Genomic DNA, 26059 nt, shown 5'->3' with positions numbered 1-26059 from the left:
GTGTAAGACGCATCCAGCAGAGTCATGGTTCGCAAAACTACATTCCATCACTGGGTAAACCCGACACCGACTGACAGCTATTTTTCATCCAAGTATTTTATCACAAGCCTCTTGTTCTTCTCGTTGTGCATTTCCCAATAACGCTTGGTGATCTGACTTGTGATATGGCCGGGAGATCCAGCGCCGATATTTTGTCCATTCACTTTGGTCACTGGCATGATCCCTCCGGCGGTTGAAGATATAAACACCTCGTCTGCACCCAGGAGTTGGTCTTGGGGTATGTCGACGGCTGAGCAGTCGATATCCAAGTTCGTGCATATGTCGAAGACCGTCTGACGAGTGACCCCGAGAAGCACACCGAGCTTTGGTGTTAGGACTCTTCTGTCGATGACGGCAAAAATATTAAACCCGGGCCCTTCCGACACGTTTCCATTTGTATCGACAAGGATCGCCGTGTCGGCGTCTCGGTCGTAAGCCTCATAGAGGCCTCTCACCAGATCCAACCAGTGATAGTTCTTCACAGTTGGATCGACTGAATTAGGTGGAATGCGGACCAAGGATGATATTGCTGCATGTAGCCCATGCTTCATCTGCTCTGGATTAGCCACCGATCCAAACGGGATTGCGAAGGCGATGAACTGGTTGACGGCATCACGCGGATCCCGGCTGAATGTTGGAGACATGCCGCGTGTGCAAATAAACTCGACGTACGAGTTCTTTAGTCCGGATAGCGCGACGCAATTGTGCAGTATCTCGGTAACCTGGTCTCGGTCATACTCAATTGACATATGCAGCTTTTCCAAACCTGCAAAGAACCGATCAAGGTGATTTTCGAGTCGAAAGAAGGCTCCGTTCCAAACATGGACGACATCATACGTCGCGTCGGAATGAAGTAGCCCATAGTCCAGCACCGAAATCTTGGCTTCCGAAATCGGCAAATACTGCCCGTCCATGAAAGCCACGCCAGGAGGATATGTTTTAGGGTCAGAGTAATGCTCGGAGAGATTGGGTAAAACAGTCATGAATAGAAGCTAACGGAGTGAGGACAGAAATCGCAATGTCCGTTTTGGGCTGCGAGCGCTGAAGCATCTATCTGCAATGGAAAGCCCTCAAACTGGGCTATAGAGCAATTTAGGTTGACAATTCATCTGTGAAATCGCCGGATTTCATGGGCAACAATCTTGGAGGTGGTGAACGCTCGCCGCTCCGGTCTGCGGCTGACACCAAATTAGGAGATACGCAATTTCTATCGACAGTTTTGCGGAAACCGAGATTGGAACACACCTCGCCGACGCTGCACGTCGTTGCCGCATGGTTTTCTTTACTGGATTACCGGCATCTGGAAAGTCATTTCTGTTGCGCCAGCAAATATCCATTTCGGTCTCCTTGGGACGTCGCGTACATATCATGCGGTGGGATACAGGACTCGCGGCGTTTCAGACCGAAGACATACTCGCAAAGTATCCAGATGTTTCAGATGGAACTCATCCGTTGATCCGCAAGGCAGCCGGATTGTGGGGCCGGAGAGCCCTGGCGCGATGGCTGACAGAGACTACCGATCCCACAGACATGATTGTCGGTGAAGTCCCTATCATCGGAAACAGGTTTTCCGAGTTTGTCCAGGCGCAGCCGGATCAGGTTGAACCAGCCTTAGCATCCGAGGAAACCACATTCATCTATCCTGTTCCTACAAAGAACTTGCGTGCCAATCTCGAAGCTATTCGAAGATCTACATTTACGAACCCCAGACATCCTGATGAGGCCAGGGACGCGCCACCATCCACAATGGATCTGGCTTGGCGTTTGACGTGTGCCAAGGCGGCAGAATTGGGCTTGATCTCAGAAGCGGATGGTCATTCTCCGTACAAGGAGATGATTTACGTGCGGTTTTTTGAGCACCTACTGCAACACCGAAACGCCATCAGAATTGGGGTTGATACGATTTTTTCAAATGCCGGGTCAGCCCATAATCTAGGGGCGAGCATTTTGGAACTTATTGCAAGCCCGGACGAAGTACGGCGTGTCATCGCGGAGGTAGAGGCTGCTTTTACAGTCGACGAAGCTACCCGAGACGTTGAAAACTGGTATCGGGTGTAGCCTCGTGCAAAAATTCGCTCTTTGGCATCTTTAAAACTGCAAAGTCTAATTTTGCATGTCTGCTTCGGGTTCTCGCTGCCGGAAAAACAGGGCGCAGAGAACCGCGTAATTGAGGCCGCGCCGGTAGGACAAAAGAGTTAATGTCGGCGTCAGCCAGACAATCCTGCCGCTCGTAGCCCATCCACAAGACGTTCGAAATCATCTGGTCGCCGCCACATAGACCGAAACCCGCGGGCAAGGCTGTCGACCGTCTTATCCTCAACCACAATACCTCGACTTGTGAACTCATCGTGACGTTCGGTGACGAATTCTCGCAATGCGCCAGAGGCGTCTCGCTCTCGTTCGAGCTGCGCGTAAGACGCTGCGACAAAGGCAGTGGCCAACGAGTTAAGCCGCGCTGCTCCCATCAGAAAACCAAGCACTGCTTCATAGTTACCGTTGAAAAATTCGACTTGCCCCATAATCCAGTCGATGGCAGGCGGATGTAGCGGGTCCAGCGCCATAGCTTCCGAAACTACGTCGCGCGCCTTTTCGTGCTGGCCGAGCAGTAGGAAAGCATAGCCGCACCAAGCCATCGACTCCGCCTCGCTTTCTATCATGGAAAGTGTCTTGTTGAATTGCGCTTCGGCCTCGCTCCACAGCCCGGCGCAGAGATAAGCAAAACCAAGCTGGTCCTGAATGTAGACGTCCCGGTTATCCAGTGCCACGCCCTTTCGGGCGATATTCAACGTGTGGGCGGGTGCGTCAGCATCCGCCAGACCCAGCCACAAATCTATGACATATGTATCTGAAAGATACATGTAAGATCGCGCGATACTGGGATCCAGCGCGACCGCTCGTTCCAACAACGCTCTCGCCTTGGCCGTATCTCGTGCGTTCAAGCCGTCGCGTAGTGCCTTGCCCTTGAGCATCAGCTCATAGGCCTTCATCTGATCCGTTGGTTTCTGTGTCGAACGGTCGACGACATCGTGCTGGACCCTGCCTGGCAACACTGCGACGATATTTCGGGCCACCTCGTCTTGTACCGCGAGAACATCTTCCAGTTCGTGGTCGTATCGATCCGACCAGAGTTGAGTGCCCGTTCGGGCGTCAGCGAGTTGCACCGAGATTCTGACGCGACTGCCGGCCTTCCGCACGCTGCCTTCAACGAGATATTCTGCGCCGAGAGTCTCCGCGATTTTGGCCGGATCTGTGTCCAGTGTCCGGAACCTGAAAGACGCATTTCTGGAAACAACCTTAAGCGTCCGAAAACGCGATAAGCCCACAATAATGTCTTCCGCAATCCCGTCGCTAAAGAAGGCCTGCTCGGGGTCATCGCTCATGTTGTGTAGAGGCAAGACAGCAATAGTGGCTTTTCCTGATGATTCAGGCTGAGGCGGTTCAGCGCGTACTGCGCTTGACCCCCCAATGCGCCAAGCATGTACCGGTTCGGCAACGTTCTTTACCGTGTGCTGACCAGTATCCTCCCAGGCGACCGGTATACGGTTCCCGACCACACGATAAACAGCGTCCGACACCAATACACCGCCGGGTGGGGCAAGCTGCTCCAACCTCGACGCAAGGTTCACACCGGACCCAAAAACATCTCCGTCGCGCATGATGATGTCGCCAAGAGTGACGCCGATGCGAAAGCGAAGCGGGTCGGAGCCCACTACCGCCGAATTTTGCCATTCAACCGCGCAGGAAACGGCATCAACAGCGCTGTCGAAGCTTACGAGCAGACCGTCACCCATCTGTTTGACAATGCGGCCGTGATGACGACCGACAAGCGGAACAACGGTTTCGTCAATGTGCGCTGAAAGGATTTCGAGCGTGCCTTTCTCGTCCCGCTCCATCCGGGCGGTAAAGCCGACTAGGTCGGCTATCAGGATGGCCGCTAGCTTTCGCTCCACGTGTTGTACTCCTATCTGTTTCATACTGATCGCTACGTGTTTAGACCATGCGAAAGTGAACAGGGGTGGTGTCTGATCTTGTCCGAAGTCTGTTTCAGCTTTGGAAAGCGCTGCGATACGTCTGCTTTAACAGCTCAGTGGGCAAACGGCCTTTTTTGTCCTCATCTTGCGAAAAATCATCGCCGCTCTGGGTTGTTGCTATCCGTTCGAGTCGAACGCCAATAACAGTTATATCAAGTGAGCAGGCGTCCATTTGAAAAGGCTTTTTTCATATTCGGTAATTGAACTGGAAAGCCACTTCTGAAACACCTTTGCCGCTGGACGAACTGCTCCAGGCAGCGTGACGAGGTGATATCCGATCTGCGGGATTGGATCATCGAAAAGCGCCACGAGATCTCCAGACTTCAATTCGTCAGAGATGAATGCCGGAACCGTTGCCCCGATACCATCACCTTGGCGGATTCCATCAAGCAGCATGTTGCCCGGCAAGCGAACAACTCTCCTATCTGCACCAGGTGGCACTCCAACCTTTTCCAACCACAGGTCAAATTCGACCGAAGCCTGTTCCTGAAGAAGAGTAAAGTCGAGCAACTCAATTGGGTCTTTGAGTACCCGTTCCCCAATCAATTCTTTTGCAGCAACCACTGTCAGACAGCCAGGTAGCAACATTTGCGACACCAGCCCCGACCAGCGCCCGGTGCCGTATCGAATGGCTATGTCAATGCCGCCTGGCTTGAGGTCGACAGCCTGGATCGTTGAGTCGATCCGAAGCTCAATATCCGGGAACTCCTGAACAAACGCCGATAGGCGCGGCATGAGGAATGCGCTTGAAAACATCGGTGTCGCACTGACCACCAGCGGGCGAACCGCCTCTGCACTTGATATGCTCTCAGTCAGGGACGCCATTGAGGCGAATGCTTCGTGTAGGCCCGCCGCTAAGAATTCTCCCTGCGCGGTCAGAGCGATACCGTGTCGCGTCCGAGTAACAAGCTGGGTTCCCAGATGCTGCTCCAGACCACGGATTTGTTGGCTGACCGCGGAATGGGTCACGTTCAGCGCCGCTGCTGCGCGGGTCAAGTTTTTAAACTCTGCGGCGGCGGCAAAAGCTCTGAGAGAAGTCAGCGAGGGAAACGTGTGCCAATCCATGAGTCAGAAAATCTAACAATACAGAAAAATTTACAACTACGCGATTTCTCGATTCTTACGCATGTTGACTGAAACACCAATAACCAGAACAGGAGGAAACCATGGCAACGCTTGCGGTACTCGGATTGGGCAGCATGGGTTCGGCGTTGGCGCATTGCCTGCTCAATGCAGGTTACAGCGTCTGCGTCTGGAATCGGACGCCTAAAAAGACAAAATCGTTTGCAAATGCAGGTGCAGTTATTTGCGCATCGCCGGAAGATGCTGTTGCAGCGTCGGATTTCGTCATCGTCTGTATCAAAAGTCACAAGGAAACTGTCGATTTGATCAGCGGTCTAAGTGTATCTTTGAAGGGGAAAACAATCTGCGACATGAGCACCGGCGACACGTCCGATGCTGATTCACTGGTCTCATTTCTCAGCGAAAAAAACGCAGACTACATGTTGGGCATGATCAATGCCTACCCTTCGGGCATCGGTGGCAGCGACACCACCATCCTCACCGTAGGCAGTGACGGAACCTGGGATCGCTACGGCGAAGTAATAAGATCTCTGGGGGGAAAGTCGGAGCAAGTCGGTGAGAAACCCGCAGCTCTTGCAGCACTTTTTGCTGGTCTCTTCACTGTCCGGCAAGGTTTCATGTTCGGGATGATATACGGTGCACTGGTTTGCCAGAAAGCTGGTGTTCCTATGCAGGTCTATGTCGATCAACTTCCTGCCACGATCAAGCTGGTAAATGACTACCAAGATCTCTTTGTCCGTACCGTTCCAACCGAGGACTATGACGACGCTGAAGCCTCGTTAAAAGTCTACGCATTGGCCCAGGAGGACGCTCTAAAGACCTGCAAATCTCTGAATGCTCCGGCTGACTTCATCCGATTGATGCATGACCGCACAAAAGCCGCGTGGGAGGGTGGATACGGAGACAAACAATTGACCTCTTTGGTCAAGCACATGACGGATGCCTGCTGAAATCGAAAGCTTACTGTCAAAATAGCCGTTCGACTTTACCAACAATCGGCTGCAAAGTTGCGTACATGGGATTGCGAAGTTGCGTCGCCAATGTCCGGTTTGGGCTGCCGCCAGACGCTAGTTGCGAGGAGGTGAACGGTCGTGTAGAGCCAAAGGGTGGGCTTACGAAAGCCGAAACGCCAACTTACAACGTCAGTTCTTTGGCTTCCAATTGGCTTGTTTCATAGCGTCACCAAGTTCCACCCCGTATTCTGGATTCGCAAATAGTCTCTGAAACAAAATATCCACCCTACTGTCAGGCCATTCACGCGAGAGTTGATCCGACAAGGCTTGAGCTTCACTTTCGTTCCCCAGCATCTGATGAGCCGCCATCAGATAGGCGACAGAAATAGGGCCGACAGGGCCACCCTTTTGGGTCACCTGCTCGAAGGCTGAAACGGCACCTTCGAAATCCTTCAGATGGAACTTTGCAGACCCCATCGCGTTCTGAAACACATAACCTCTGTCCAAATCTATTTTCGACAGGGCATCTTCGCTAATCGCCACGACTTTTTCGAACTCACCTGAGTACAACAGGATCAGTGAGACAAACTCCAGCACGTGTACGTCGTTTGGTGCCAAACGCTGTGCCCTGTAAGAAAACTCCATAGCTTCCGGCCAATTTCCTTTGGTAAATTCGACCCAGGCCTTTGCAGATTGACTCCACCCCGTTTCGGGTGCCAATTCAATCGCCCTGTTGGCCCGTGTGTCCGCGTAACGCAGCACATCCCCGGTCGGATCAGCGTCCGGTGTAACCAGCGCTATTGTTGCTGCAACCTGCGCGGCCCCTGCATGGCCTCCGAAATAGCTGTCGTCGTTTTCGATTGCCCCCTGGAATATTGTCAGGGCTCCCTTTAGCCGCGCGGGCTCCAAGGCCGGAAATATCAAATCGCGGCCCGAATTGGCCAGGTTCACGGCCTGAAGTCGCATGGGGGATGCATCAAATATGGCACTGCGCTCAGCTTGGCTCAGGCTATCTACTGGCTGGTCGACTGGAACGCCACGATATGTCGACATTAATGCAATTGCCGCTGCAACAAAGATAATAAGGAAAACTCCTGCAATTCCGATGAATCGGCGTGGCCAAGTATACGTCTTGGTTTCCCTCTCGGGTTTTTCGGGCTGATCTGTCCCGGGCGACCTAATCGATATCTCAGGTGCGTATCCGCCTTTAGGTAAATCGAAAACAGTGACTTCATCGCGGCCATCTTCGACATAATATTCGGCCAGCTTGCGACGCAGGCGCCCGGCATCCACCCGCACCACATTTTCTCGACGCGCCATCTCGGACATGCTCGCGCCGTAGACATCCATGGCGATAGTTTTGGCACGAATGTCTTCGGCTCGACCGTTGAGCGATTCCTCGACGACGTAGATAAGAAAATCCTGTAGTCGCTGTGATCCAGCGAAAGTCTGGGACCCGACAAGTCTCTGAAGCGCGGCCCGCACCTCTTTAGCGTCAGATGTTCTGCCATCACTAATAATAGTCGATGTGCTTTTGGATAGTTCCATTTTTTCAGCAAGTTACTTCTCTGATTATACCGTATTATGCCCCGATAAACCTTTTGTGAGAAGTGAATTCAGCGAACACTCTCCTAAGCCTGCTGATCCATCGAACGAGCTCCGAAATGAAAGGTATCGTCCTTGATACCCTGTTTCCTGACCAACGAGCCGCAATTGCGGACTTACGGCGTGAAGACATTATTTTCGATGAAATTTGCCGGGACTATCTGCTTCTCAGTGACGAGTACCTTGCCTTGAACACTGAGTCCGGAAGCCAATCGCTCAATATTGCCTGCGACATCCGCGAAACGCTGAAAGGTCTTCAGGAAGAAATTGCTCAATCGCTGCGGCGTGCAGGCAAGATGTAATTCAAATAGGGGAAGGGATACCGATGAGATCAACACTGAAACAAGCCTCAGTCATGGTGCTGATGGCAAGCGCGGGTTTTGCGCAGGATGCGCCGATAATTCATGATGGAGAGTTTGAGTTTCTACGCGCACAATTTGGCGAGCAATGGGACGCTCAAGACACGGAGATTGAACAGAAGCTTTCCGAGATCCGGGATGCAAATGACGGCAAACCACCCAACATCCTCTACATTTTGATCGACGATGTTAGCTTTGGTCAGATGGGCAACCGGACGATGAATTACGTCACCGGTTTCGATACGCCAAACATCAACGATTTCGCCGCGGAAGGCATGTCTTTGATGCGGATGTACACTGAGCCTTCCTGTACGCCGACACGAACGGCGATGCTGACCGGTCGTCACCCCGTGCGTGCGGGCGTTGAAGAGGTCAAGGTTGCCCTGGTTGGCGAAGGTCTTTCGTCAGAAGAGGTAACGATTGCCGAAATTCTGAAGGAAGAAGGGTACAACACTGCGCATGTTGGAAAATGGCATCAGGGTGATATTGAACAGGCCTATCCACACAATCAGGGCTTCGACTGGGCTGCTTTTCCCCTGCATCAGCAGGTTCAGCTGAGCTTGATGACACGGGATGCGATGGTCGCCAACAATATGCTTGGTTACCATCCGTCGGGGCAGTCCAACCAGTTTCAATTGGACGAGCGGTTCAAACCCTATGGCCTTGTGACCGGCGTTGAAGGTGAATCGGGCGGCCTGGCTCGCGAAGTCTACATGGCGCCGGGCGAAGAATGGACCCAAGCGAAATACGAGGAAATGAACTTGCGCTATCAGCGCCAAGCATTGGAGCAGCTAGAGCGGCTGGCTTCACAGGACGCGCCATTCTTTATGCAATACTGGCCGCTCTATCCGCTGAACTTTGCTTATCCTGATCAGGCTGTATCTCGCAACGGTGGTTTTCATGCAGACAAATTGCAGGTTCTGGACGGTTGGATCGGCGAGGTTCTGGCCAAACTGGATGAAACCGGCAAGGCAGATAATACTGTCGTTATGATCATGGCTGACAATGGTTTGATGTACCACTACGAAGGAACGTCAGGCCTAAATCAGCTGATTTATCGCGGCGGCAAGACACAGCATCTCGAAGGTGGTGTGAGAACTGACGCGTTCATCCGGTGGCCCGGCGCGATCGAGGCGGGCAGTGCAGCAGGTGACATCGTTCATGTCTCAGATCTGTTTTCCACGTTTGCCCGGCTCGCAGGCGCGACGGACCACATTCCACGCGACCGTGTCATTGATGGCATCGACCAGACGGCACTATTGCTTGAGGGTGAAGGCAATTCGCGCCGTGACTACGTCTATGTGTACGAAGGGCCGGTTTTGCGCTCGGTGGTAAAGCAAGAATTCAAGATGCATCTGCCAGCTCCCGGTCAGCCCGGCGCGGCCGCCCCTGTCTTCAATGTCTATCGCGATCCCCGTGAAGAACATCCGCTTGTCGGGTATTCGCTGTGGTCCGGGGCGTCATTCCAGGACATGTTGAAGCGCCACCAGAAGTCCATCGAAAAGCACCCTCACAAACCGCTCGGCAAGGGCGTCCCCTATGAGGGGATTGAAAATCTAAGGCCCGAAAGCGAATTGGCCCGAGAAGTCTTTTCTAGCTGGCAATGACGAACTTGAGACGGCGGTGCCGAGACGCCGCCGTCTCAATGATCGCATGAATTTTTCCAAGGTGTACTATGACCCGTACCTCGCTTCATCTCACAGTCTTAACCTTGGCGTTGCTTGTGATGGCTTCTGCCACCAAAGCCGAAGAAAACGCGTCAAATCCGCTAGCGGCAGTTAACAACACGGACATTCGCTATCAGTATTTTGATCTGGAAGGGGGGGCAGACCGTCAGGACATGTTCATTGATGGTGCATACATGCTGCGCCCCGATCTTAAACTAAAGTACGAGCTACACTACAATTCGACTGATGCGACCGGAGAGAGGTTCAATGGGTTCGAAAAGACCAGCTTCAAGCTGATCTACTTCCCATCCCAAAAACCCTTGAATGACACATGGAGCGTCAAGTCCGCGCTTGGTTTGGAGTGGATACTTGATTTCGGTGACCCCGATGAAGGCATTGGCACCGGGTCTGATCAAATCGCTCCTTTCGGAGGCTTCGCCTTTGCAAACACAAACAGTGGGCTGACACTGATCCCTCTGATCCAGCATTTCGCATCTTACAATGGACCGACCGATGTCAGTCAAACCGCGATGCGCCTAATTGCGCTTCAGCCATTTGGTGAGGGGTATTGGGTCAAAGCAGATATTAAAGCGCCCTATGATTGGGAGAATGACGACTGGCCCGCGACCGCAGAATTCCAGATCGGAAAGAACCTGAGCCCCGGAGTAGCCCTCTATGCAGATGTGTTGATCGGGATTGGTGCTGATCGCCCCTATGACCAAGGCGCCGGGGTCGGTCTTAGGTTCAATTATTAAGTCGCGATTTCCTAAAGGAAGCAGTCATGCCCCATACCGCATCACGCAGGGTCATGATACCTGCGATAAGCCTTGCGGCTCTGCCAGCGTTTGTATTTGCTCAATCATTACCGGCGCCTGGTCAAGACGAAACCGGTTGGCGTCATGGAGCCTCCTTCTATCTGTTCACACCCCTGCGAACCAAGGGAACGTCAACCGTGGCTGGACAATCCGCAGATCTGGATCTGGCCCTTGGTGACGTACTTGATGTGCTCGATTTTGCGGCAGCCGGCCGGTACGAGGTATGGAACGGGGATTTTGGGATCATCGTGGATGCGAATTATGTCGGCATCGAACAAGATACTACTTTGCCCGGCACTCTGGGTGCCGGGGTTAACGTCGACGTTCGTCAAAAATGGTTTGGTGTGCTGGGTGCTTACCGTGTTGCAGATGGCGTATATGGCGGCAGCAGCCAGCGATACGCAATCGATCTTCAAGGCGGTCTGAGGTACAATTCCATTCGTCAGGAAATCGACATAACAACCACAGGTCCGGGAAATCCACCTACATTGGGCGGAGATCAGGGTTGGATAGAACCTGTAATCGGTGCTCGTGGAATGTGGCGATTGAACCAAGAATGGAATGGGATTGCTTCTTTGGAGCTTGGCGGGTTTGGAGCGGGCGGTAATTACCTCCAGATCGGTGCGAATGTAGGGTTCGATTACCAGCCTTGGGAGAATACTGCGCTCACATTTGGGTATCGCTATTTCAGCGTTGACTATACCGACACGCTGAGTTCCGGAGAATTCGCTTATGACGTCGACCAGCATGGTCCTTACTTCGGCGTAAAGCTATTTTATTAATTGAACGGACGCGAGTCCTACGCTCAAACCAGACTGGGAATAATGCCCGCATAGAGACAACTTAGTTTGCCTATCGATTGTCCTAACCGTACAAGGCAAATGAGCGGTTTTTGCAAAAAGTGAGAATACGCTAACAACCGACCGGTTCCGTGCCAACTAATGCCCTATTGCAATGCCAAAATGAAAGCGCATCATCGATTACGAAAGAGATAGCTGCGCGAGGGAATGTCATGGTCGCCCGCATCTCGGAGAACTGCAAAGTCCAATTTTGAATGTCCGGTTCGGGCTGAAAGCGGGCATAGATCTTGGAGAGTGCGGCATAAAATTTGATGCGCTTTGTCGACTTTTGTTCAAGACACGACGATAGCCCGGTATTCTTCACACACTTTGCTCGGCGATCAGATCAAGCAGCGCATTTTGCCGACGGAGCATTTGTTCCAGTTCCGCTGCCATTGCTTCTTCTTGCACCTTGGCTTCACGAAGCTCGCCTTCGAGTTCGGCCACGCGTTCCGTTTCGCTCGCCGGGGTGCGCTCATAGACGGCGATAAGTTCGAGAAAGAGAGCGGTTTTAGCTCCTTTCCCATGGCCTGCAAACTGGACGGCCAGTGCGCCAAAATGCTCAAACATTTCCTCCGAGACCATGAACTGGAGCGGTTTGGTTGCTGTATCAGACTTCGTCGTCGTCATGGGTTTCTCCTCTAAACTTTGATGTCGTCACGATCTGTATTGCCGGGAGACCACTTTGAATTGCTTCCTCGCTGCGCGGATCATGCAGACGGCAGTTCTATCGATTTCTCGTGAAGGTATCCGTGCACCAGCCGCCCCAGAATGCGGATGGATTTATGCACCTTGTACGTGTCAGCCAGTGCTTCGACCTCGCCGATATCAAGCGAGAAGAACTCCCGCCTGAGACCGTGGTCCGCCGCATATCCACTGACGAGACTGTTGATGATGGCAGGCACCTGCTCTTGCGTGGGTTGCGGGATCTCATAGACCTTGCAACGGCTCCGCAGCGGCGCCGAGATCTTGTCCAGCACGTTTGCGGTGAAGATCCAGTTCACATGTGATGCATCGACTTCGGTGGTCAGGTATTTTTCCCGGTAACGCCTGGCTTCTTCGGGCTCCAACAGACCCAGGAGTTCACCCTGGATATCTCCGTTTCTACCTGCATGGGTCTTGTCAATCTCGTCCAGGATAATGGCGGGATTTAAAGTGCGTGCCGAAGCGACGGCCTGCGTTACAATGCCCGGATGGGCGCTATGCCACCCCGCGGACAAACCGAACAGATGATTTTCCGAAATACCGCCCACATTGGCAGACTGGGCGTATAGCCCAAGTGCCTTGCAAAGCTCCCTCGAGAACTTGGTTTTGCCGATACCAGGAGTACCAACCAATAGCGTCGGTCGGAACCGGATGACATCGGATCCCATTCCCCAATTCAATTCGATGTCGTGAGCAATACCGTCGACTGCCCGCTTACAGTGCGGAAAACTTTTCGGCAGCAAGCGAAGCTTCTCGAGGTGCTCCGGAACTTTGAGGCGCGCGAACTGGCCGCTCCATTCAACCAACTCCCGGATGTGTTTTGGCATTTCGTTTTTGAGATTGCGCGGCAGGTAATCAAAGTCGCTTTGGCCGATGAGGTAACGCGCGTCGAGCTTATTGGGATCTTCATCAGACCCACCATCTTCTACGAGCTTCGTCTGGTAGCTTTTGACGAGTAATTCAGCGACCTGGTGCCACACATCCATGCTGGGCATCTGGTTGATTGCGTCGGCCGCGTAAGATGTCGGGATCGGGTCGTCTTCTTTCAGTTTGTCGATCTCGGTTTGTCGCCAGTCTGTGTCGTCCGAAATGGCATACATAGATGCTTCAGCGCCCCTGCTTTTGATGACCTTGAACGCGTTTTCAGGTGGCTGCTGGTCGATAATGCGCGCCTTGAGTTCGTCCCACTCACGCTTGTCTCCAACAACTTCAACAGCGCGGCGCACAACGTCCTGGAACTCCCAGTCGAACCCCGAGAGTCGTCTGACTTCAGCGTCTTCCCATTTCCGTCTCGTGAGCACCATTTCTAAAGTCCTTTGGAGACGCAGCACGGGCACCGATGACCGGTTGCCGTCCAGGCAATCTGCCCCAGGTAGCCGCAACTCTGACACCGGAGTGGATCGTCCGGCAGGTGTTGGATGTTGAACTTAGGCTTCGACTCACTGGTGTTTTCCACCATGCGGTGCATGCACCAGCAGCACATGTTGACGATCCAGGCATCGATGACCTGCGTCCGGCAGCTGTTTCCGCACCGCTCACAACTGCGATTGGCCTCAGTGATCGCAGCCACAATGTCCGAATCCTGGTAGCCGTCGGTGTTCGCGCGGCTGTAGTAGATACGCAGCTCGCCAGACTTTTGCTTGATCTGATGAACCTCGGGGGCAGGCCTTTTTTGCTCAATCGCGCGCTTCTTGACGCGCTCAAGCGCTTCCTCGACGATCCGGATCCAGCCCTGGCACTCCTTTCCAAGTTCGCTGACGACGCTGTTATGGATGTCACCCCAATCAATCACGGACATAACTGCCTCCCGTTTCTCGACGGTGATGCAGGGGCAACTTGGTCCTGTGTTCACAGATTGTGTCCGCAACCAAGTCTCGGAACATGGACCACCAGAGACTTGGTCCCGCTGCGCGCAGGTGCTGTTTACATTCCTGATTGTTTTGTTGGTGGGTTGCGTTCCTAGGAAGCCAACCGAATTCATGCTGAGTCTTAATTTCCGGCACAAAAATTTCCTCCTTTGAAAATGGTAGGAGGCGTCGGAATCGAACCGACTCGTGCACTCTAATCTGGAGCTATCACAGGGGTATAAGCCCCGCCCGCATACCAATGCTGCCTCCCACGGGTTTCGCGTGGGCTATCGACCTCAGGCCGATATTCGGTGGCAGATGATGCGTGCGTTTGACATACGCTAAGGCTGGTCCAATTCCTGCGTCCCCGTCAAGACGGAATCTGAAACGCCAAGTGAAATGACCTGTAGTAAATTGAAAATAATAACTTATTTCCATCATCATTTCTACGAATGTGCAATTTGAGTACCAGTTCACAAGACTTCGCTAAGTGAAGAATCGACCAATCCTGATGCTCACGTTGTTTGAATTTGTGGCGTCACGGAAAATGCCTTGAGAACGTTGGATGCAAGTAGCGTTCGTCGGTTCCGCAGTTTCAGAAATAGAATCGAGTGCAACGAAATTGACCGTGCTTCCCAAGGTTTGGACGGTATGAAGATCCTCCATCACAAAGAAGATGAAAAAGTCATGCGTCGTCGTTTTCGGAGAATTCCTTTCGAATCCTTTTCTGATACTCGATGTCATCAACAAGAATTGCTCGGGTCTTGGTCTTATCTAAGAAAACTTTTTCAATTTCTTCGTCTGTAGCCGCTTTCGGCTCTTCGGGCAGGCTTCGCCATGTCAGCCAGCAGGCGATCCCACCGATTACGCCTATAACGACGGCGAGGATTGAAATGATCTGATCAGGCTCCATTCGCTCATTTTATCATAGAGATCTTGAGTGTGGATGACTATTGCGTACCAGTAGCCAAAATTTGGTCAGATTCTGAGTGCAACTAGCAGGAGAAAAAAGCATCTTAAAGGACACTAGATTTGAAAAACACCATTGCTTCCGCAGTTGCCTTTCTTCTTACAAGCACGGTCGCCAGCGCAGATATCTGCTACCTGGAAATTGACGGCATCATCGAGATGCAAGGCCCCTGCGTTTTCGATCCAATGGGCGGCGGTGACTTCTTTGTCGCAGACGCGGACGACAGGCTGGCATTCGTGTACTTCTATCTTGATCATGCTGGCATCGGGACTGCGATGTGGAGTGATCGCGAAAGCAAAGCCAACCATAATCTGGGTACGCTGAACCGCGACGGTGCTTGCTGGCAAAATGGCGGGGCCACGTTGTGTGCTTGGAAGTCCTGAACGCAGTTGCACTGGTCCATTTTGTTGGCGAAGACCAGTGCCGATTGCACAATCGAAGTCACCCTCTTTCACCGGGTCATGGGCCGTGAAGCTGGCGGTCCAGCGCTTTACACAGCGGGCGGCTCGCCTTCTTCGCCGGCGTAAATTCGGTGGGTCTGTAGTTGTCGCCACGACTGCGCGGCAAATGCGGTTGACGGCATTCTTTCTATGATCCTGCTTACCTATCCAGGTGTTAGCTGAAGTCCATGGGACTACTCAACCCCTGTTGAACCGAAGCCTCCTTCTCCACGTTGAGTTTCCGAAAGCTGTTCAACCTCCTCCAGCGAGAAGCGTAAAACACTTGCGATGACCGCTTGAGCGATCCGATCTCCATGACTAATCGTGAATGGTTCCTCTCCAAGATAGTAAAGCCCACATTTGACTTCACCGCGGTAATCAGCGTCGACCGTACCAGGGCTGTTTGGCACCAAAAACCGATGTTTGAGGGACAAGCCAGACCTCGGCCGGATCTGCATTTCGGTTCCAATTGGCAGTTCCACATGGAACCCGACGGAAATGAGCTGTAAGTCACCATGACTAAATGTGACCGGCCCATTGGGAAGAAATGCTCGCAAGTCCATGCCGGCGGCTCCCGGCGTAGCGTATGAGGGTAGTGGTAAGTCATTTCCCTCGACACGTTTGAACTTGATCTCAGTCATTTATTGACCTCCTAGAGCCCATTTCGATTACCTTCTTTCCTAGTTCATTGCTCGCCTTGAGTTGCAAGCGAAGACTTACGTTCTCAGCTCTGAGCTTCTCCATTTCAACAGAAATTTTTTGAACTTCAGCACTTACTTGCCGAATTACTCCCTCGTACCATTCGATCTTTTGAACCGTTGTCACCTTGGCCGCTTTTACCGTCGTCGGCGAACGCAAGCTAAGTTGATGTAGCCATTCATCGACCAAATCCCTTGTCTTTCGATGGTGCTCGTTTCTGAGCGTACTTGACCCTATTCCAGCCCGCCGACACACTTCGGTTCGGGTTAACGCACCATTGTTTTCGGGATACCATCCATCCTTTGCAATCTCGGCCTCAATTGTGCGTATGGTTTCTAATATGCGTTCCTCGGTGGCACGTCTTCTTGCAGCGCTTGAAGCCTTTAGTTTTTCAACTCGCTCGCCCATGGACATCCTCTCTAATCTTGGAAAGCTTGGACTTAAGCTCAGAATTTGCGTTGGACCACGCTGACGGGCTGCATCCTGCAATAATCTCCTGAAACTGGGATTTTTCCTCGAATTCGGAAAAGATATCCGAAAATGGGTCAAGATTAGATATCAATTGACCTTCCCAAAAGGACCGCTCCAACTTGCACAACTCCTTCTCTGATAGCTTTTTCACGATATACGCTGTCTTGTTTCGCCGATCCTGCCTGTTTGCCGACAACTCTAGCCGGTGCAGACAGCTAGTGGTGCATTTGCTGAAGTCCCTAAGACCTAAGCTGGAGGAACATGCACCTCTTTCCAAAGCTTGCGCCGTGCAGAGGACTCCTGGTCGAACCAACTCAGCTTCACCGAGAATAGAAGCGGCTTCGGACAAATCACTTGTATCTAACTCGTCGTCACCGAATCGAGGCAGCATTTCAGCCTTTATTTTCCGAACTGTGTTGGCCGCCATGCCACCCAGAAACTCAGCTTCTTCAAAAACTTCTTTGTAGCGAACTGCCCTAACCTCTCGTCTTATGCGGTTAATTTCTTCTAAAATTTCCGGGTCCTGATGGGCGTAGCCCAAGGTTACCTCGACGTCTTCATGACCCAGAACATCAAAGAGAACCTGACTTGCGTTTGTGAGTGATAACGCCACCAATCGTGCCACAGTATAACGGAATCTGTGTGCGGTAATTCTTCCATCAAATTGGTCTAGTGTTCTGCCCTCCAGCGTTTCGACTTTTTTTCCAAAGGCAACTATTGACTGATCCAAGCTCGGCAACCCAACTGAATTTTTCTTGCCGCCAAAAGCTACCCAAAGGAACTTACCCCCCATTGCCTTCGCCAAATCCTGTTGTCGTTCGATTGCTTCGGCAGCGATTTTTGGCAAAGGCCACTCACGTTCTTGCCCTCCAGGCGCATCATTGTCCTTGTAGCTATTTCCCGTAAGGTACAGCCGGCCTTCATGACGTGTTAAACAATCAAAAGGAAGAGCGCTCGCTTCACTGCTCCTCATTCCGGAACATAACACCAACAGAAAATTTGCTGTCTGACAAAGATGAAGTAGTGCTTTTAGGCCACTGACCGTTTGCATGGGCCAACTTGTAAATCGAGTACTGGCCCGTTTTCGCCCATTCACCCAAACGGCAAATGGAAACTCAGTGCCAAGTCGCAGGGTGTCAGACGACCATGCACTAACGCACTCCGCGCGATAAGCCTGCACTAGAGACTGACGAACGTATCCATCTTCCGTCTGCGTTATGTCCTTGGTCTGAAAATAGGCCCGTTGAACATCTGGTTGAATGCGTGACAACCACGACGCAGCCCGAACAATTTGCGTGAATGCCTCATCCGAAAAGAACTCACTCGCCCGTGAGTTTTCACGAGCAGTAATTTTTAGCTTTGCAACATCTGGTGCTGGCCAATCATCGAAGAGTCCACCCGAGAAAAGAGCATTCATTCGGGCGACGCACGAGTTGTTCCATGCAATGTTGTCGCTGGAGATTCTCCGCATTTCCACGACAGAGAGGTGGGCAAACAGCGTAAGCCCATCAGGGCAAGTGGAACCTTCGGCGCAACGGCTATAGTTCGCCAAAGAATCTCTGGCGGCACGAAGTAATCTCTGACAATTTTTTACCCAGGTGCCCGTCGCGTTCGGAGAACTCGTTTTGACCTTGAATCGAACCGTCTGGAATCGATCCAACAAAGCAATTCGCTTTAAACGCCTGATGAACCCACTGGCGTGTTCAGGAGAAAAACCAGGAGGTATAGCTCGCTGAAATTCGATAGTTCTGTGGTGCCGGTGCGAACGGTTTTTCGAGCACCATTCAACCGGAACACACCAAACATCATCGTCAACGATGCAGCTTCTTTCTGGATCATTGTCGGACACCGGAGAAATAGGAAAGTCAGCTAACGACTCCCAAGGCATAGTCCAAGCAAGCTCAAGGTTGGGCTTACTTGGCAGGAGACGATAGTAGTCTTGGACCAGTTTTTTGCGCGCTCCACTATTCATCGACTCGCCCTACCAAAGAATGATCGTCAAAAAGGAAAGCACGACCAGCCTCTAACTCTGACAGTTTGAGTTCGGAATGCTCAGAAAAGCGGGGTTCAACTGACGCCAGAAATCTATCTCTAACAAGTTCAAGCGCTTCCAACTCCCAAGAAAATGTCGAAGTTAGCCATCGATTTGGTAGCGTCCGTTTTCGCAGGTAAACAAGTTCTGCATGCCGTTCGGCCAGATTCTTCCATGACTCCTTGAACACGACACCGTGGTTACACAAAATACATCGCTGTACCGAACAATAGGCCCCAGTGTTAGCTTCCGATGACAAATGCGGAGGAGGGTTTTGGGGGTCTTTGCATCCCATGCCCATTCGAGTTCTGAATGCACGGAGGCGAACACGGTCTGACGCGTCAAAATCATCATAGTTTGCGGACATGAACAATATTGTAGGGTCCAGCGCGCGTCCCTTATCGATCTCCTCAACTGCTGTGTCGATAACTTTTCGGGCCGCATCAAAATGCTCACAAATTAAATGCCTTTGCCGAAGGTAACCTCGTGTTACATCTATCGAACCATGCCCGAGAGCCCTTTTGACTAAGAACAGGTTTCCGGCGCTAGCAGAGTAAAGATGTGCCGCGAAGGCATCACGGCAGTCTTTCCAACTTATTTTGTTGATCGCTGACTTTATGCTCTCGCTGTAGCCTTTTCTTTCCGACGCAGATATCGCCCTCTGTCTTATTTTTGGCAGGTTGGCTGACATAATATGGCTCAGCCTGTCGTGCCCGACAGCCTTTATTCCTCTGTTTCTCAGATTGTAGTAGATCCAGGGCGATCTAAGGATGTGATCAATGTCAGCAATTTCCGACTTTACTTCCTGCGTCTGTTTTGCAGTTTCAAGCATCGCTCGTCTCTTTTTGGCTAAAGCTCGCAGAAATTCCGAACGTTTCTCCATAGACTTAATTACTTGAAATGCCCGAAACTTCGAACCGGCAGCACTGATTGCAATTTGAGGTTTATTGGTTTTGGGGCGGACAGCCTTTATCACTACACTGTCTGTTTTGCCTGGCTTCATATAGTTTGAGCCGCGACGAAATATGTGCCAATCTTGAAGGAGATCAATGTTTTCGAGAGTATCAATCCAGCCCGTTTCCATAGAAACAATCAAGGCTGAAGCACAAACCTCGAGTTGAGTTGGCCCAAGTGCCGCCATAAGATCCCTCGTCGCAATCCCGGTACTTAAAGTACCTCCGCGGCTCAAATGATTTTGAAGCTTCTTTGCGTCTACAACTCTGATCTTACTTGTTCCTAGAACTTTGTCGGAAAACGCCTTTGCCTGTAAAACACATAAGTTAGCTGGGTTGCGCCACGCTGGATTGGCAAACCCTCCGCGATGGCCTTTTACATACATGACGCGTATACCTTCAATGTCTCGGGGGTCTTCGCCTGTAGCCAGCCACTTTCTTGCAAGAAGGTATTTTTTCTCTCCCTCATCAAGAATGCGCTTGCAGGCATTGTAAATTGCCTTGAAAGCAGCGGGCGGTTTATCCGATATAATTTTTCGTTGATCTCCCACCTCAATGGTGGGCCACATCAATTTCTGATGGTCGCCTCGAGCCGTGGACAAAAGAGAATAGATACAGCTCAAGTTCTTTTTTCTATACTTGAGCACCCCGCCTTTTGTGTAGAGGAGATAGTCCTTTAAATGTTGCCCATCTTCATTTGTAAATTCGTAAACAGAAGCCGGGCAGCGCCCGACTTCACGTTGCATCGCTGTTAGCCAACTAAAAAGAAGATGGAATCTTGATTGCATCCAACCCTTAATTCCACCTTTTGTTCTCTTTTGGCGAAAAAGGTAATCTTCAAACTGAGGCAAAAGCTCCATAATGAGCGTCGGGAAACCCATTATTCCCAACTTCGAACAACCGTCTCGATACCTAGTGAGGTCAACTTGTTCAAAGCGACCGTCGTTCAATATGTAGTTGAATTTCAGGGGATCACCGCAGGCAGAGCGTGACGACAGCCTCGCACTCACCGGTTCGAACTGTGACTCTGAGTCATTTTCACGATGAGCCTTCAGATACTTACTCATTTAGATAGTCCACCCAGACATCTGTACCCCAAGCAAGCTCTTCTTCATCGATAATCCAGCTTAAGTACATTTCCGTAGTCCGTTCATCCACATGCCCTAGTTGTGGTTGGATGAATGTTCTTATCAGTGTCTCTGCTGTTGACCTTGAAATGGCCGTCCGTGCTGCTCCGGATCCAGATGCAAGCTGAAATTCTTCCTTGAGCTTGCAGCGTAATGTAAAGCAAGCCCAAATATGACGCGCCAAGTGGGGCGAAAAACCTTCAAAAGGCAGAGGCTTAGATTGAGTCCAAACGCGGTAGAACCAGCTATAGCCGAATGGCTTTCCTTTCGCCTCTGTCAGGAATAGTTGAGGTGGATAGGGTTGATTGGGATGTAACTTGCGAAACCGTCTCTGTAACAATTTTCGCCGCGTCTTTTTGTAGTTGTGAAGCTCGATCAGAAGATCAACGGGTACTCTGATCAACCGCTCCTTGCCCATTTTTTGCCGATCCCCTTGCCGCCTACCTCCTTTTGTTCCGAATTTTAGCGTCATTTTTACGCTTTGACTGTTAGAATCCGTAGGAATGTTTGGCAGTTGGTCGGCGCGCAATAGGATCGTTTCTTCGGGCCTTAGACCCAATCTAATTGCTGTTTTGAATGCTAAAGCTGGCGAATTCCCAAATTCCTCTCGCACTCCCTGCATCCAAGTTTTTAGCTCCGTTGACGTTGGCAACCTCAGTTCTCTCGGATTGCGGCGGATGCTCCCACTTCGCTTTTGGATCCTTTTCTTTGGTTGACCACGGTGATGCACATCCACCCATGCAACTTCAAATGGTAACCGTCTACCCGTGACTGCCGCGTAGGTAAGAAAGTCACAAACATAAGCCATTCGACGGTTGATCGTCGCGGCCGCGAGCTTTTGCCCTCTAGTCCTTTGGTTCCATCTACCGGTTTCCATCTGCTCCTGATAGCCTTGGAGAAGTTGCTCGTAGCTGATCGTTTTCCAGTCGACCTTTCGACTCTCGCACCAGTCAATGAAATTTGTCAGATCACTGCCAACGGCTTTCATTGTGTTAAAAGCGGGTCGATGTAGTCTTGAATACAACGATTGCTGTTTCGCACCGCGCCATCGACTGGTCGCTTTCGCTATCAAGTAGTCTGTTACCTCAGTGATTACCTCCCAGTTTTTCGACCAGACAACCCCGGCACCCGAGCCCATCAAGAAACCTAACCCTCGTTCTTTGAGGTCTTCGTCGCGCGGCAATACAAAAAAGGCCAATGTCGGCACTCACAATGAACGAACGCGGCATCGCGTCTCGCAAGCTGAAAATTTGGATAGCCAAGTTCCCAAGTACCATAACTGATTTGGCACTTTCGGCGGGGCTAGAGTCACCCGTTGCCTACAATCTTGAGACTTTTGTCGCCTATTACTCATGTCTTTGTCCGCTTTAACTCTCGGCCATGTTGGCGACATTTGGAGTTTAAACCAGCCTCGCAAAAGCGATTTTTTTTTGAAGTCATGAAATTGAACAAAGTCAACGGTAATAAATGACAGGACCAAAAATATGGTACTTTTTAGTCGATTGATTAGGTTTTTATTCTTGGCCAAAGATTAAATGGCCCACTTATCCTTTCATCAATTCTTGGCTAACAAGGAAAAGAAAAAAAGCAGGTGATTTTCTCCAAAGCCTTAACAAGAATTACCAAAATGCCCGCAAAGTACTGAGTGTTGCCAACTGAACACACTGCAACAGAGAAAATCCGATTGCATTATGCAGGTTCGACATCACCACTCGTGTCCAATGACAATGCTCCCACGATTTCGTTGTTTCTGAACTCGGGATTGGATGAAGCGGTAGAGTGAATTTCGGCTAAAGATGGGGATGACCATGCATCCTTCGTTTTCTTCAAAAAAAGTGTGGTGATTAAGATAGACTTTTCGGGCTCAAAAGCGAAAACGGCTTAGCTTGTTCCGTCAGCACTATGGGATGCTCCAGAGCTGTTGAGCAACAAACAACTTATCGCATTACACGCCCTTAAACCCGCATGGCCTGATAGGGCTACGATATTTGAGGTCTTCGCCCAATCAGGCCACGCTACGTTTCGACACTGGTGAACACCGTCGCCTAACGTTGGCAAACCGTAGCAGACATAAAAATAAAATGAGCTTCACGACTTGTCTAGTCGCAACAAAGATCAGTGATGATAACCGCGATAGTCGCTGTCGATGGTTCCCGGCGTGTTTGGAAGCGTTATTCCATGCTTCAGCGCAAGACCGGATCGGGGCCGAACCTGAACCTCGAACCCCGGCGGAATTTCGATCCGCAGGCCCGTCGGCACCAATGCGCGCTCGCCTGGTTGCAGCGTGATCGACGCGGCGTCCGGCAGATTGGCCCGCACATCTGCACCCGCGGCTCCGGGTGTTTCGTACGATGGCAATGCCACCGATGGGTCGGCGCCCTCCTCGCGGATTACACGGATTGCTACCATCGTTCTTCCTCTGAGCGTTTATCGGGTAAGGGTATCGGCGATCCTGCGCGCCAACTTGTCTGCCACGGCGTCCTTGCTCATGCGCGGCCATTCTTCAGCTCCGTCACCAGTAATCAGGATCACTGCGTTTTCCGACCCACCCATGATCCCGGTCGCCGGGCTGACGTCATTGGCAACGATCCAGTCGCACCCCTTGCGCCCCCGCTTGGCTGTTGCGTGATCGACGACGTTGTCCGTCTCGGCCGCAAAACCCACCACCAGCGCTGGCCGGCCTTTCTTCATCTGAGCGACGCGTTTCAGGATGTCCGGGTTTTCAGCGAATTCCAAAATCGGCAGACCATCGCGGCTTTTCTTCAGCTTTTTGTCCGAGGCAGCGGCGACACGCCAATCTGCCACTGCCGCCGCAAAGACACCCGCATCGACTGGCAGGGCAGCATCAACTGCTTCAGACATCTGCTGCGCCGTTTCGACCCGCACGACCTGCACGCCCTCTGGCGGGGGCACATCAGCGGGACCTGTGACAAAGACAACTTCAGCACCCAACGCTGCCAGTGCTCGGGCAACCGCCGTACCCTGCGCTCCGGAAGAACGGTTGGCGATATAGCGCACGGGGTCAATCGGTTCATGCGTAGGCCCCGAGGTGACAAGCACCCGTTTGCCGCTGAGCGGGCCATTGCCCAGCGCAGCCTCAATCGCCGTAACAATCTCCAGCGGTTCGGACATACGGCCCGGCCCGTATTCCCCGCAGGCCATGTCGCCTTCGTTGGGGCCGACAAACCGCACGCCATCGACATGCAACTGCTTGAGGTTGCGACGCGTTGCCGGATGATCCCACATGCGAACGTTCATCGCTGGCGCACACAACACCGGCGTGTCCGTTGCCATCAACAGGGTCGAGGCCAGATCATTGGCCAATCCACCAGTCATCTTGCCCATCAGGTCCGCAGTAGCCGGGGCCACGACAATCAGATCAGCCGATCGGGACAACTGAATATGGCCCATCTCGGCTTCGTCCGTCAGGTCAAACAGATCACGATATACCTTTTCACCTGCCAATGCCGACACCGACAACGGGGTCACGAATTCCTCTGCCGCGCGGGTCAGAACCGGAGTGACAGCGGCCCCGCGTTCTTTGAGCCGCCGGATCAGATCCAGTGACTTATAGGCCGCGATCCCGCCACCGATGATCAGCAGAATGCGTTTGGATGCCAGCATGTTCAGCCCTTCCCGTTCCGGTCGGTCCTGACATTAGGCAACGCCACCGGGTAGTTCCAGCAGTTAATTCTGCGTCTCGAATGCTTTGCAGGGGTCCTCGCGTTCAACCGCGGGGCTGTCGATCACGGCATCGAAATCACCGTACACGACGCCATCTTCGGATTGACCGAGGACAAACACGTTCAAGCCCGGACGCAGGCGAGACAGAAATGTGGGGATACCGCGATCCTTTCGCGCATGGCCATTGCCGGTGATCACGACAACCGGTCCGCCGGTCTCTTCCGTGGCGCGCAAGGTTGCGCGCGCCAAAACGGCATCGCGAAGGCGTTGAATGGCCACTAATTGAGGCAAAGTTTCAGCGGGGATCGCGTTGCAATGCGCGGCCAGCTGATCCGCCTCACGCGCCGCCTGATCTTCGGCCGCCAGCGGCACGGTCAAACCAAAACGCGCCGCGTCGGCACCCAATATTGTCGCCGCCCCGCGCTCCATGGCGGCCCGGGCCGCATTGCGCGGCACCATCGCGCCGTAAACCGGGGCGTCTGACGCCTGAAACACCGGATAATACATGCTGAGCGGGGGCCAGCCGGATTCAGCCCAACGCAGGATTCTCGACAGCTCCTCAGGATTGGACGCCGCCTTTTGCGCAAGTCGCTGCGCGCCTTCCTCGGTCACCATTTCCCAGACCACGGCCGACGGCGCGATGGCTTCAATCGCCTCCGTCTGGACCAGATGATGTTGGGGATTGTCGTGGATCTCACCCAAAATCACGACATCTGCCGCTTGCATGGACGCAACGACGTCATCGGGGATGAGTTCGGCAGAAAGGCCCGGCCGCATTGCCGCGACGAGAAACCCAACGGTAAGCACCAGATTCGCAATACGTTTCATGCGAAGAAGTGTTGCACCTCGCGCGATTGAGCTTCAAGGTTCTTGCGCATTTTCACAAATGCCGCCGCCTCAAGCTGACGAACGCGTTCCTTGGATAAGCCGAGTTCCTGCCCCAGACTTTCCAATGTTCTCGCAGGTTCTCGCAGTTTCCGCTCGCTGACGATAAAACGCTCACGCTCGTTCAGGGCCCGCATAGCCGTGACCAACCATTCGCGCAACTGCCGGGTATCGTGACTGTGTTCGACGGCTTCAGCAGCCTGTTCGCGTTCGTCTTCCAATGCGTCGATCCACTCTCGACCGTCCTCGTCGGTCGATTGCACCGCGTTCAATGAGAAATCCGACCCGGCGAGACGGCCTTCCATCATTTCCACATCCCGCAGGGGCACGCCAATCTCGGCGGCGATCATCTGATGCAACTGGTGGCGGTCCAGCTCAAGCCCTTCGGTGGCCGCTTCCCTCTCAAGCCGCGCCTGCACCCGACGCATGTTGAAGAACAGCGATTTCTGCGAGGACGTAGAGCCCGTCCGCACCATCGACCAGTTGCGCATGACATAGTCCTGAATGCTGGCCTTGATCCACCAGACCGCATAGGTCGAAAACCGCACGCCCCGGTCCGGGTCAAACTTGTCGGCGGCTTTCATAAGGCCCAGGCCGGCCTCCTGAATGAGATCATTCATCGGCGCGCCGTAGCGTTTGAACTTGGCTGCCATAGAAATCGCCAGACGCATATAGGCTGTAATTAGACGGTGAAGCGCTTGCTCATCCCGGTTGTCGCGCCAGGCGTAGGCTAGTTGTAATTCGGTTTCGGCGTCCAGAAGCTCGGCCTTCATCGCCTGCCGGGACATCGAAAAATCACTTGGGCTATCCAGTGCCATGCAACTCTCCCCTTTACATCGGCGCGGGCCGGGCTTG

Annotated in this window: 23 protein-coding genes, 1 tRNA gene and 1 pseudogene; 7 read left to right on the top strand and 18 right to left on the bottom strand. The window is 52.4% G+C overall.

Annotated elements, in window-relative coordinates:
* Positions 1-77 precede the first annotated feature (77 nt).
* Positions 78-1022 (bottom strand): aminotransferase class IV, encoded by a 945-nt coding sequence (locus tag AC2TEL_RS14595; protein ID WP_480904810.1) that lies wholly within the window; start codon positions 1020-1022, stop codon positions 78-80.
* A 289-nt stretch (positions 1023-1311) separates the two neighbouring features.
* On the opposite strand from AC2TEL_RS14595, the gene AC2TEL_RS14590 reads away from it, so the two are divergent.
* On the top strand, positions 1312-2097 hold the full coding sequence (locus AC2TEL_RS14590) for a DEAD/DEAH box helicase family protein (RefSeq protein WP_480904807.1): 786 nt from the start codon (positions 1312-1314) through the stop codon (positions 2095-2097).
* 149 nt (positions 2098-2246) lie between these two features.
* Here AC2TEL_RS14590 and AC2TEL_RS14585 read toward each other — a convergent pair whose 3' ends face one another.
* Entirely contained in the window at positions 2247-3989 is a 1743-nt protein-coding gene (locus AC2TEL_RS14585) for an adenylate/guanylate cyclase domain-containing protein (RefSeq protein ID WP_480904805.1), read from the bottom strand.
* Positions 3990-4217: 228 nt separating this feature from the next.
* On the bottom strand, positions 4218-5135 hold the full coding sequence (locus AC2TEL_RS14580; protein WP_480904803.1) for a LysR family transcriptional regulator: 918 nt from the start codon (positions 5133-5135) through the stop codon (positions 4218-4220).
* Positions 5136-5236: 101 nt separating this feature from the next.
* Here AC2TEL_RS14580 and AC2TEL_RS14575 point away from each other — a divergent pair, with 101 nt between their 5' ends.
* Positions 5237-6103 (top strand): NAD(P)-binding domain-containing protein, encoded by an 867-nt coding sequence (locus AC2TEL_RS14575; protein ID WP_170623082.1) that lies wholly within the window; start codon positions 5237-5239, stop codon positions 6101-6103.
* A 192-nt stretch (positions 6104-6295) separates the two neighbouring features.
* Here the strand turns inward: AC2TEL_RS14575 and AC2TEL_RS14570 are convergent, their stop codons facing one another.
* Positions 6296-7654 carry a tetratricopeptide repeat protein gene (locus tag AC2TEL_RS14570; protein WP_480904800.1) on the bottom strand — a complete coding sequence of 453 codons (1359 nt, stop codon included), beginning with the start codon at positions 7652-7654 and terminating at the stop codon, positions 6296-6298.
* Between the two features lie 116 nt (positions 7655-7770).
* On the opposite strand from AC2TEL_RS14570, the gene AC2TEL_RS14565 reads away from it, so the two are divergent.
* From AC2TEL_RS14565 to AC2TEL_RS14550, 4 genes are all read left to right on the top strand, one after another.
* Positions 7771-8013 carry a hypothetical protein gene (locus AC2TEL_RS14565; RefSeq protein WP_480904798.1) on the top strand — a complete coding sequence of 81 codons (243 nt, stop codon included), beginning with the start codon at positions 7771-7773 and terminating at the stop codon, positions 8011-8013.
* A gap of 23 nt (positions 8014-8036) precedes the next feature.
* Positions 8037-9677: a sulfatase-like hydrolase/transferase gene (locus tag AC2TEL_RS14560; protein ID WP_480904795.1), complete on the top strand. Its 1641-nt coding sequence runs from the start codon at positions 8037-8039 to the stop codon at positions 9675-9677.
* A gap of 119 nt (positions 9678-9796) precedes the next feature.
* Positions 9797-10492: a hypothetical protein gene (locus AC2TEL_RS14555; protein ID WP_480904792.1), complete on the top strand. Its 696-nt coding sequence runs from the start codon at positions 9797-9799 to the stop codon at positions 10490-10492.
* Positions 10493-10689: 197 nt separating this feature from the next.
* Entirely contained in the window at positions 10690-11334 is a 645-nt protein-coding gene (locus AC2TEL_RS14550) for a hypothetical protein (RefSeq protein ID WP_480904789.1), read from the top strand.
* 378 nt (positions 11335-11712) lie between these two features.
* Here AC2TEL_RS14550 and AC2TEL_RS14545 read toward each other — a convergent pair whose 3' ends face one another.
* The 5 genes from AC2TEL_RS14545 to AC2TEL_RS14525 form a co-directional block, all read right to left on the bottom strand.
* Entirely contained in the window at positions 11713-12021 is a 309-nt protein-coding gene (locus AC2TEL_RS14545) for a hypothetical protein (RefSeq protein ID WP_480904786.1), read from the bottom strand.
* Positions 12022-12101: 80 nt separating this feature from the next.
* Positions 12102-13400, bottom strand: a complete 1299-nt coding sequence (locus tag AC2TEL_RS14540) for an AAA family ATPase (RefSeq protein WP_480904783.1) — start codon at positions 13398-13400, stop codon at positions 12102-12104.
* A gap of 2 nt (positions 13401-13402) precedes the next feature.
* Positions 13403-13894, bottom strand: a complete 492-nt coding sequence (locus AC2TEL_RS14535; protein ID WP_480904780.1) for a hypothetical protein — start codon at positions 13892-13894, stop codon at positions 13403-13405.
* Between the two features lie 226 nt (positions 13895-14120).
* Positions 14121-14214, bottom strand: a tRNA-Ile gene (locus tag AC2TEL_RS14530).
* Between the two features lie 414 nt (positions 14215-14628).
* Entirely contained in the window at positions 14629-14856 is a 228-nt protein-coding gene (locus AC2TEL_RS14525; RefSeq protein ID WP_480904777.1) for a hypothetical protein, read from the bottom strand.
* A 119-nt stretch (positions 14857-14975) separates the two neighbouring features.
* Between AC2TEL_RS14525 and AC2TEL_RS14520 the strand changes: the two genes are divergently transcribed.
* On the top strand, positions 14976-15296 hold the full coding sequence (locus tag AC2TEL_RS14520; protein ID WP_480904774.1) for a hypothetical protein: 321 nt from the start codon (positions 14976-14978) through the stop codon (positions 15294-15296).
* Between the two features lie 251 nt (positions 15297-15547).
* Here AC2TEL_RS14520 and dut (AC2TEL_RS14515) read toward each other — a convergent pair whose 3' ends face one another.
* From dut (AC2TEL_RS14515) to AC2TEL_RS14475, 9 genes and pseudogenes are all read right to left on the bottom strand, one after another.
* Entirely contained in the window at positions 15548-15994 is a 447-nt protein-coding gene (gene dut / locus AC2TEL_RS14515) for a dUTP diphosphatase (RefSeq protein WP_480904771.1), read from the bottom strand.
* Positions 15987-16460, bottom strand: coding sequence for a hypothetical protein (locus AC2TEL_RS14510; RefSeq protein ID WP_480496506.1), 474 nt, complete (start codon positions 16458-16460; stop codon positions 15987-15989). Before AC2TEL_RS14510 ends, dut (AC2TEL_RS14515) begins: the two co-directional genes overlap by 8 nt.
* Positions 16444-18495, bottom strand: coding sequence for a tyrosine-type recombinase/integrase (locus AC2TEL_RS14505; protein ID WP_480904768.1), 2052 nt, complete (start codon positions 18493-18495; stop codon positions 16444-16446). Before AC2TEL_RS14505 ends, AC2TEL_RS14510 begins: the two co-directional genes overlap by 17 nt.
* A complete protein-coding gene (locus tag AC2TEL_RS14500) occupies positions 18488-20575 on the bottom strand; it encodes a hypothetical protein (RefSeq protein ID WP_480904766.1) in 2088 nt (695 codons plus the stop codon). Before AC2TEL_RS14500 ends, AC2TEL_RS14505 begins: the two co-directional genes overlap by 8 nt.
* Positions 20568-21842 (bottom strand): hypothetical protein, encoded by a 1275-nt coding sequence (locus tag AC2TEL_RS14495; RefSeq protein ID WP_480904764.1) that lies wholly within the window; start codon positions 21840-21842, stop codon positions 20568-20570. Before AC2TEL_RS14495 ends, AC2TEL_RS14500 begins: the two co-directional genes overlap by 8 nt.
* Positions 21843-22762: 920 nt before the next feature.
* Positions 22763-23044 (bottom strand): annotated as a pseudogene (gene dut, locus AC2TEL_RS14490) (dUTP diphosphatase); the annotation flags it as partial.
* Positions 23045-23062: 18 nt separating this feature from the next.
* The gene (gene coaBC / locus AC2TEL_RS14485) at positions 23063-24259 is read right to left on the bottom strand and encodes a bifunctional phosphopantothenoylcysteine decarboxylase/phosphopantothenate--cysteine ligase CoaBC (protein WP_480844093.1); all 1197 of its coding nucleotides are present in this window, start codon (positions 24257-24259) and stop codon (positions 23063-23065) included.
* Between the two features lie 63 nt (positions 24260-24322).
* Positions 24323-25147 carry a ChaN family lipoprotein gene (locus tag AC2TEL_RS14480; protein WP_480904761.1) on the bottom strand — a complete coding sequence of 275 codons (825 nt, stop codon included), beginning with the start codon at positions 25145-25147 and terminating at the stop codon, positions 24323-24325.
* Positions 25144-26022 carry an RNA polymerase factor sigma-32 gene (locus AC2TEL_RS14475; RefSeq protein ID WP_480844091.1) on the bottom strand — a complete coding sequence of 293 codons (879 nt, stop codon included), beginning with the start codon at positions 26020-26022 and terminating at the stop codon, positions 25144-25146. Before AC2TEL_RS14475 ends, AC2TEL_RS14480 begins: the two co-directional genes overlap by 4 nt.
* Positions 26023-26059: the final 37 nt, after the last annotated feature.

The organism is Ruegeria sp. HKCCD9138 (assembly GCF_057220975.1).
Note: the sequence above shows the minus strand (reverse complement) of the source record. Positions and strands in the feature narration are given on the sequence as shown.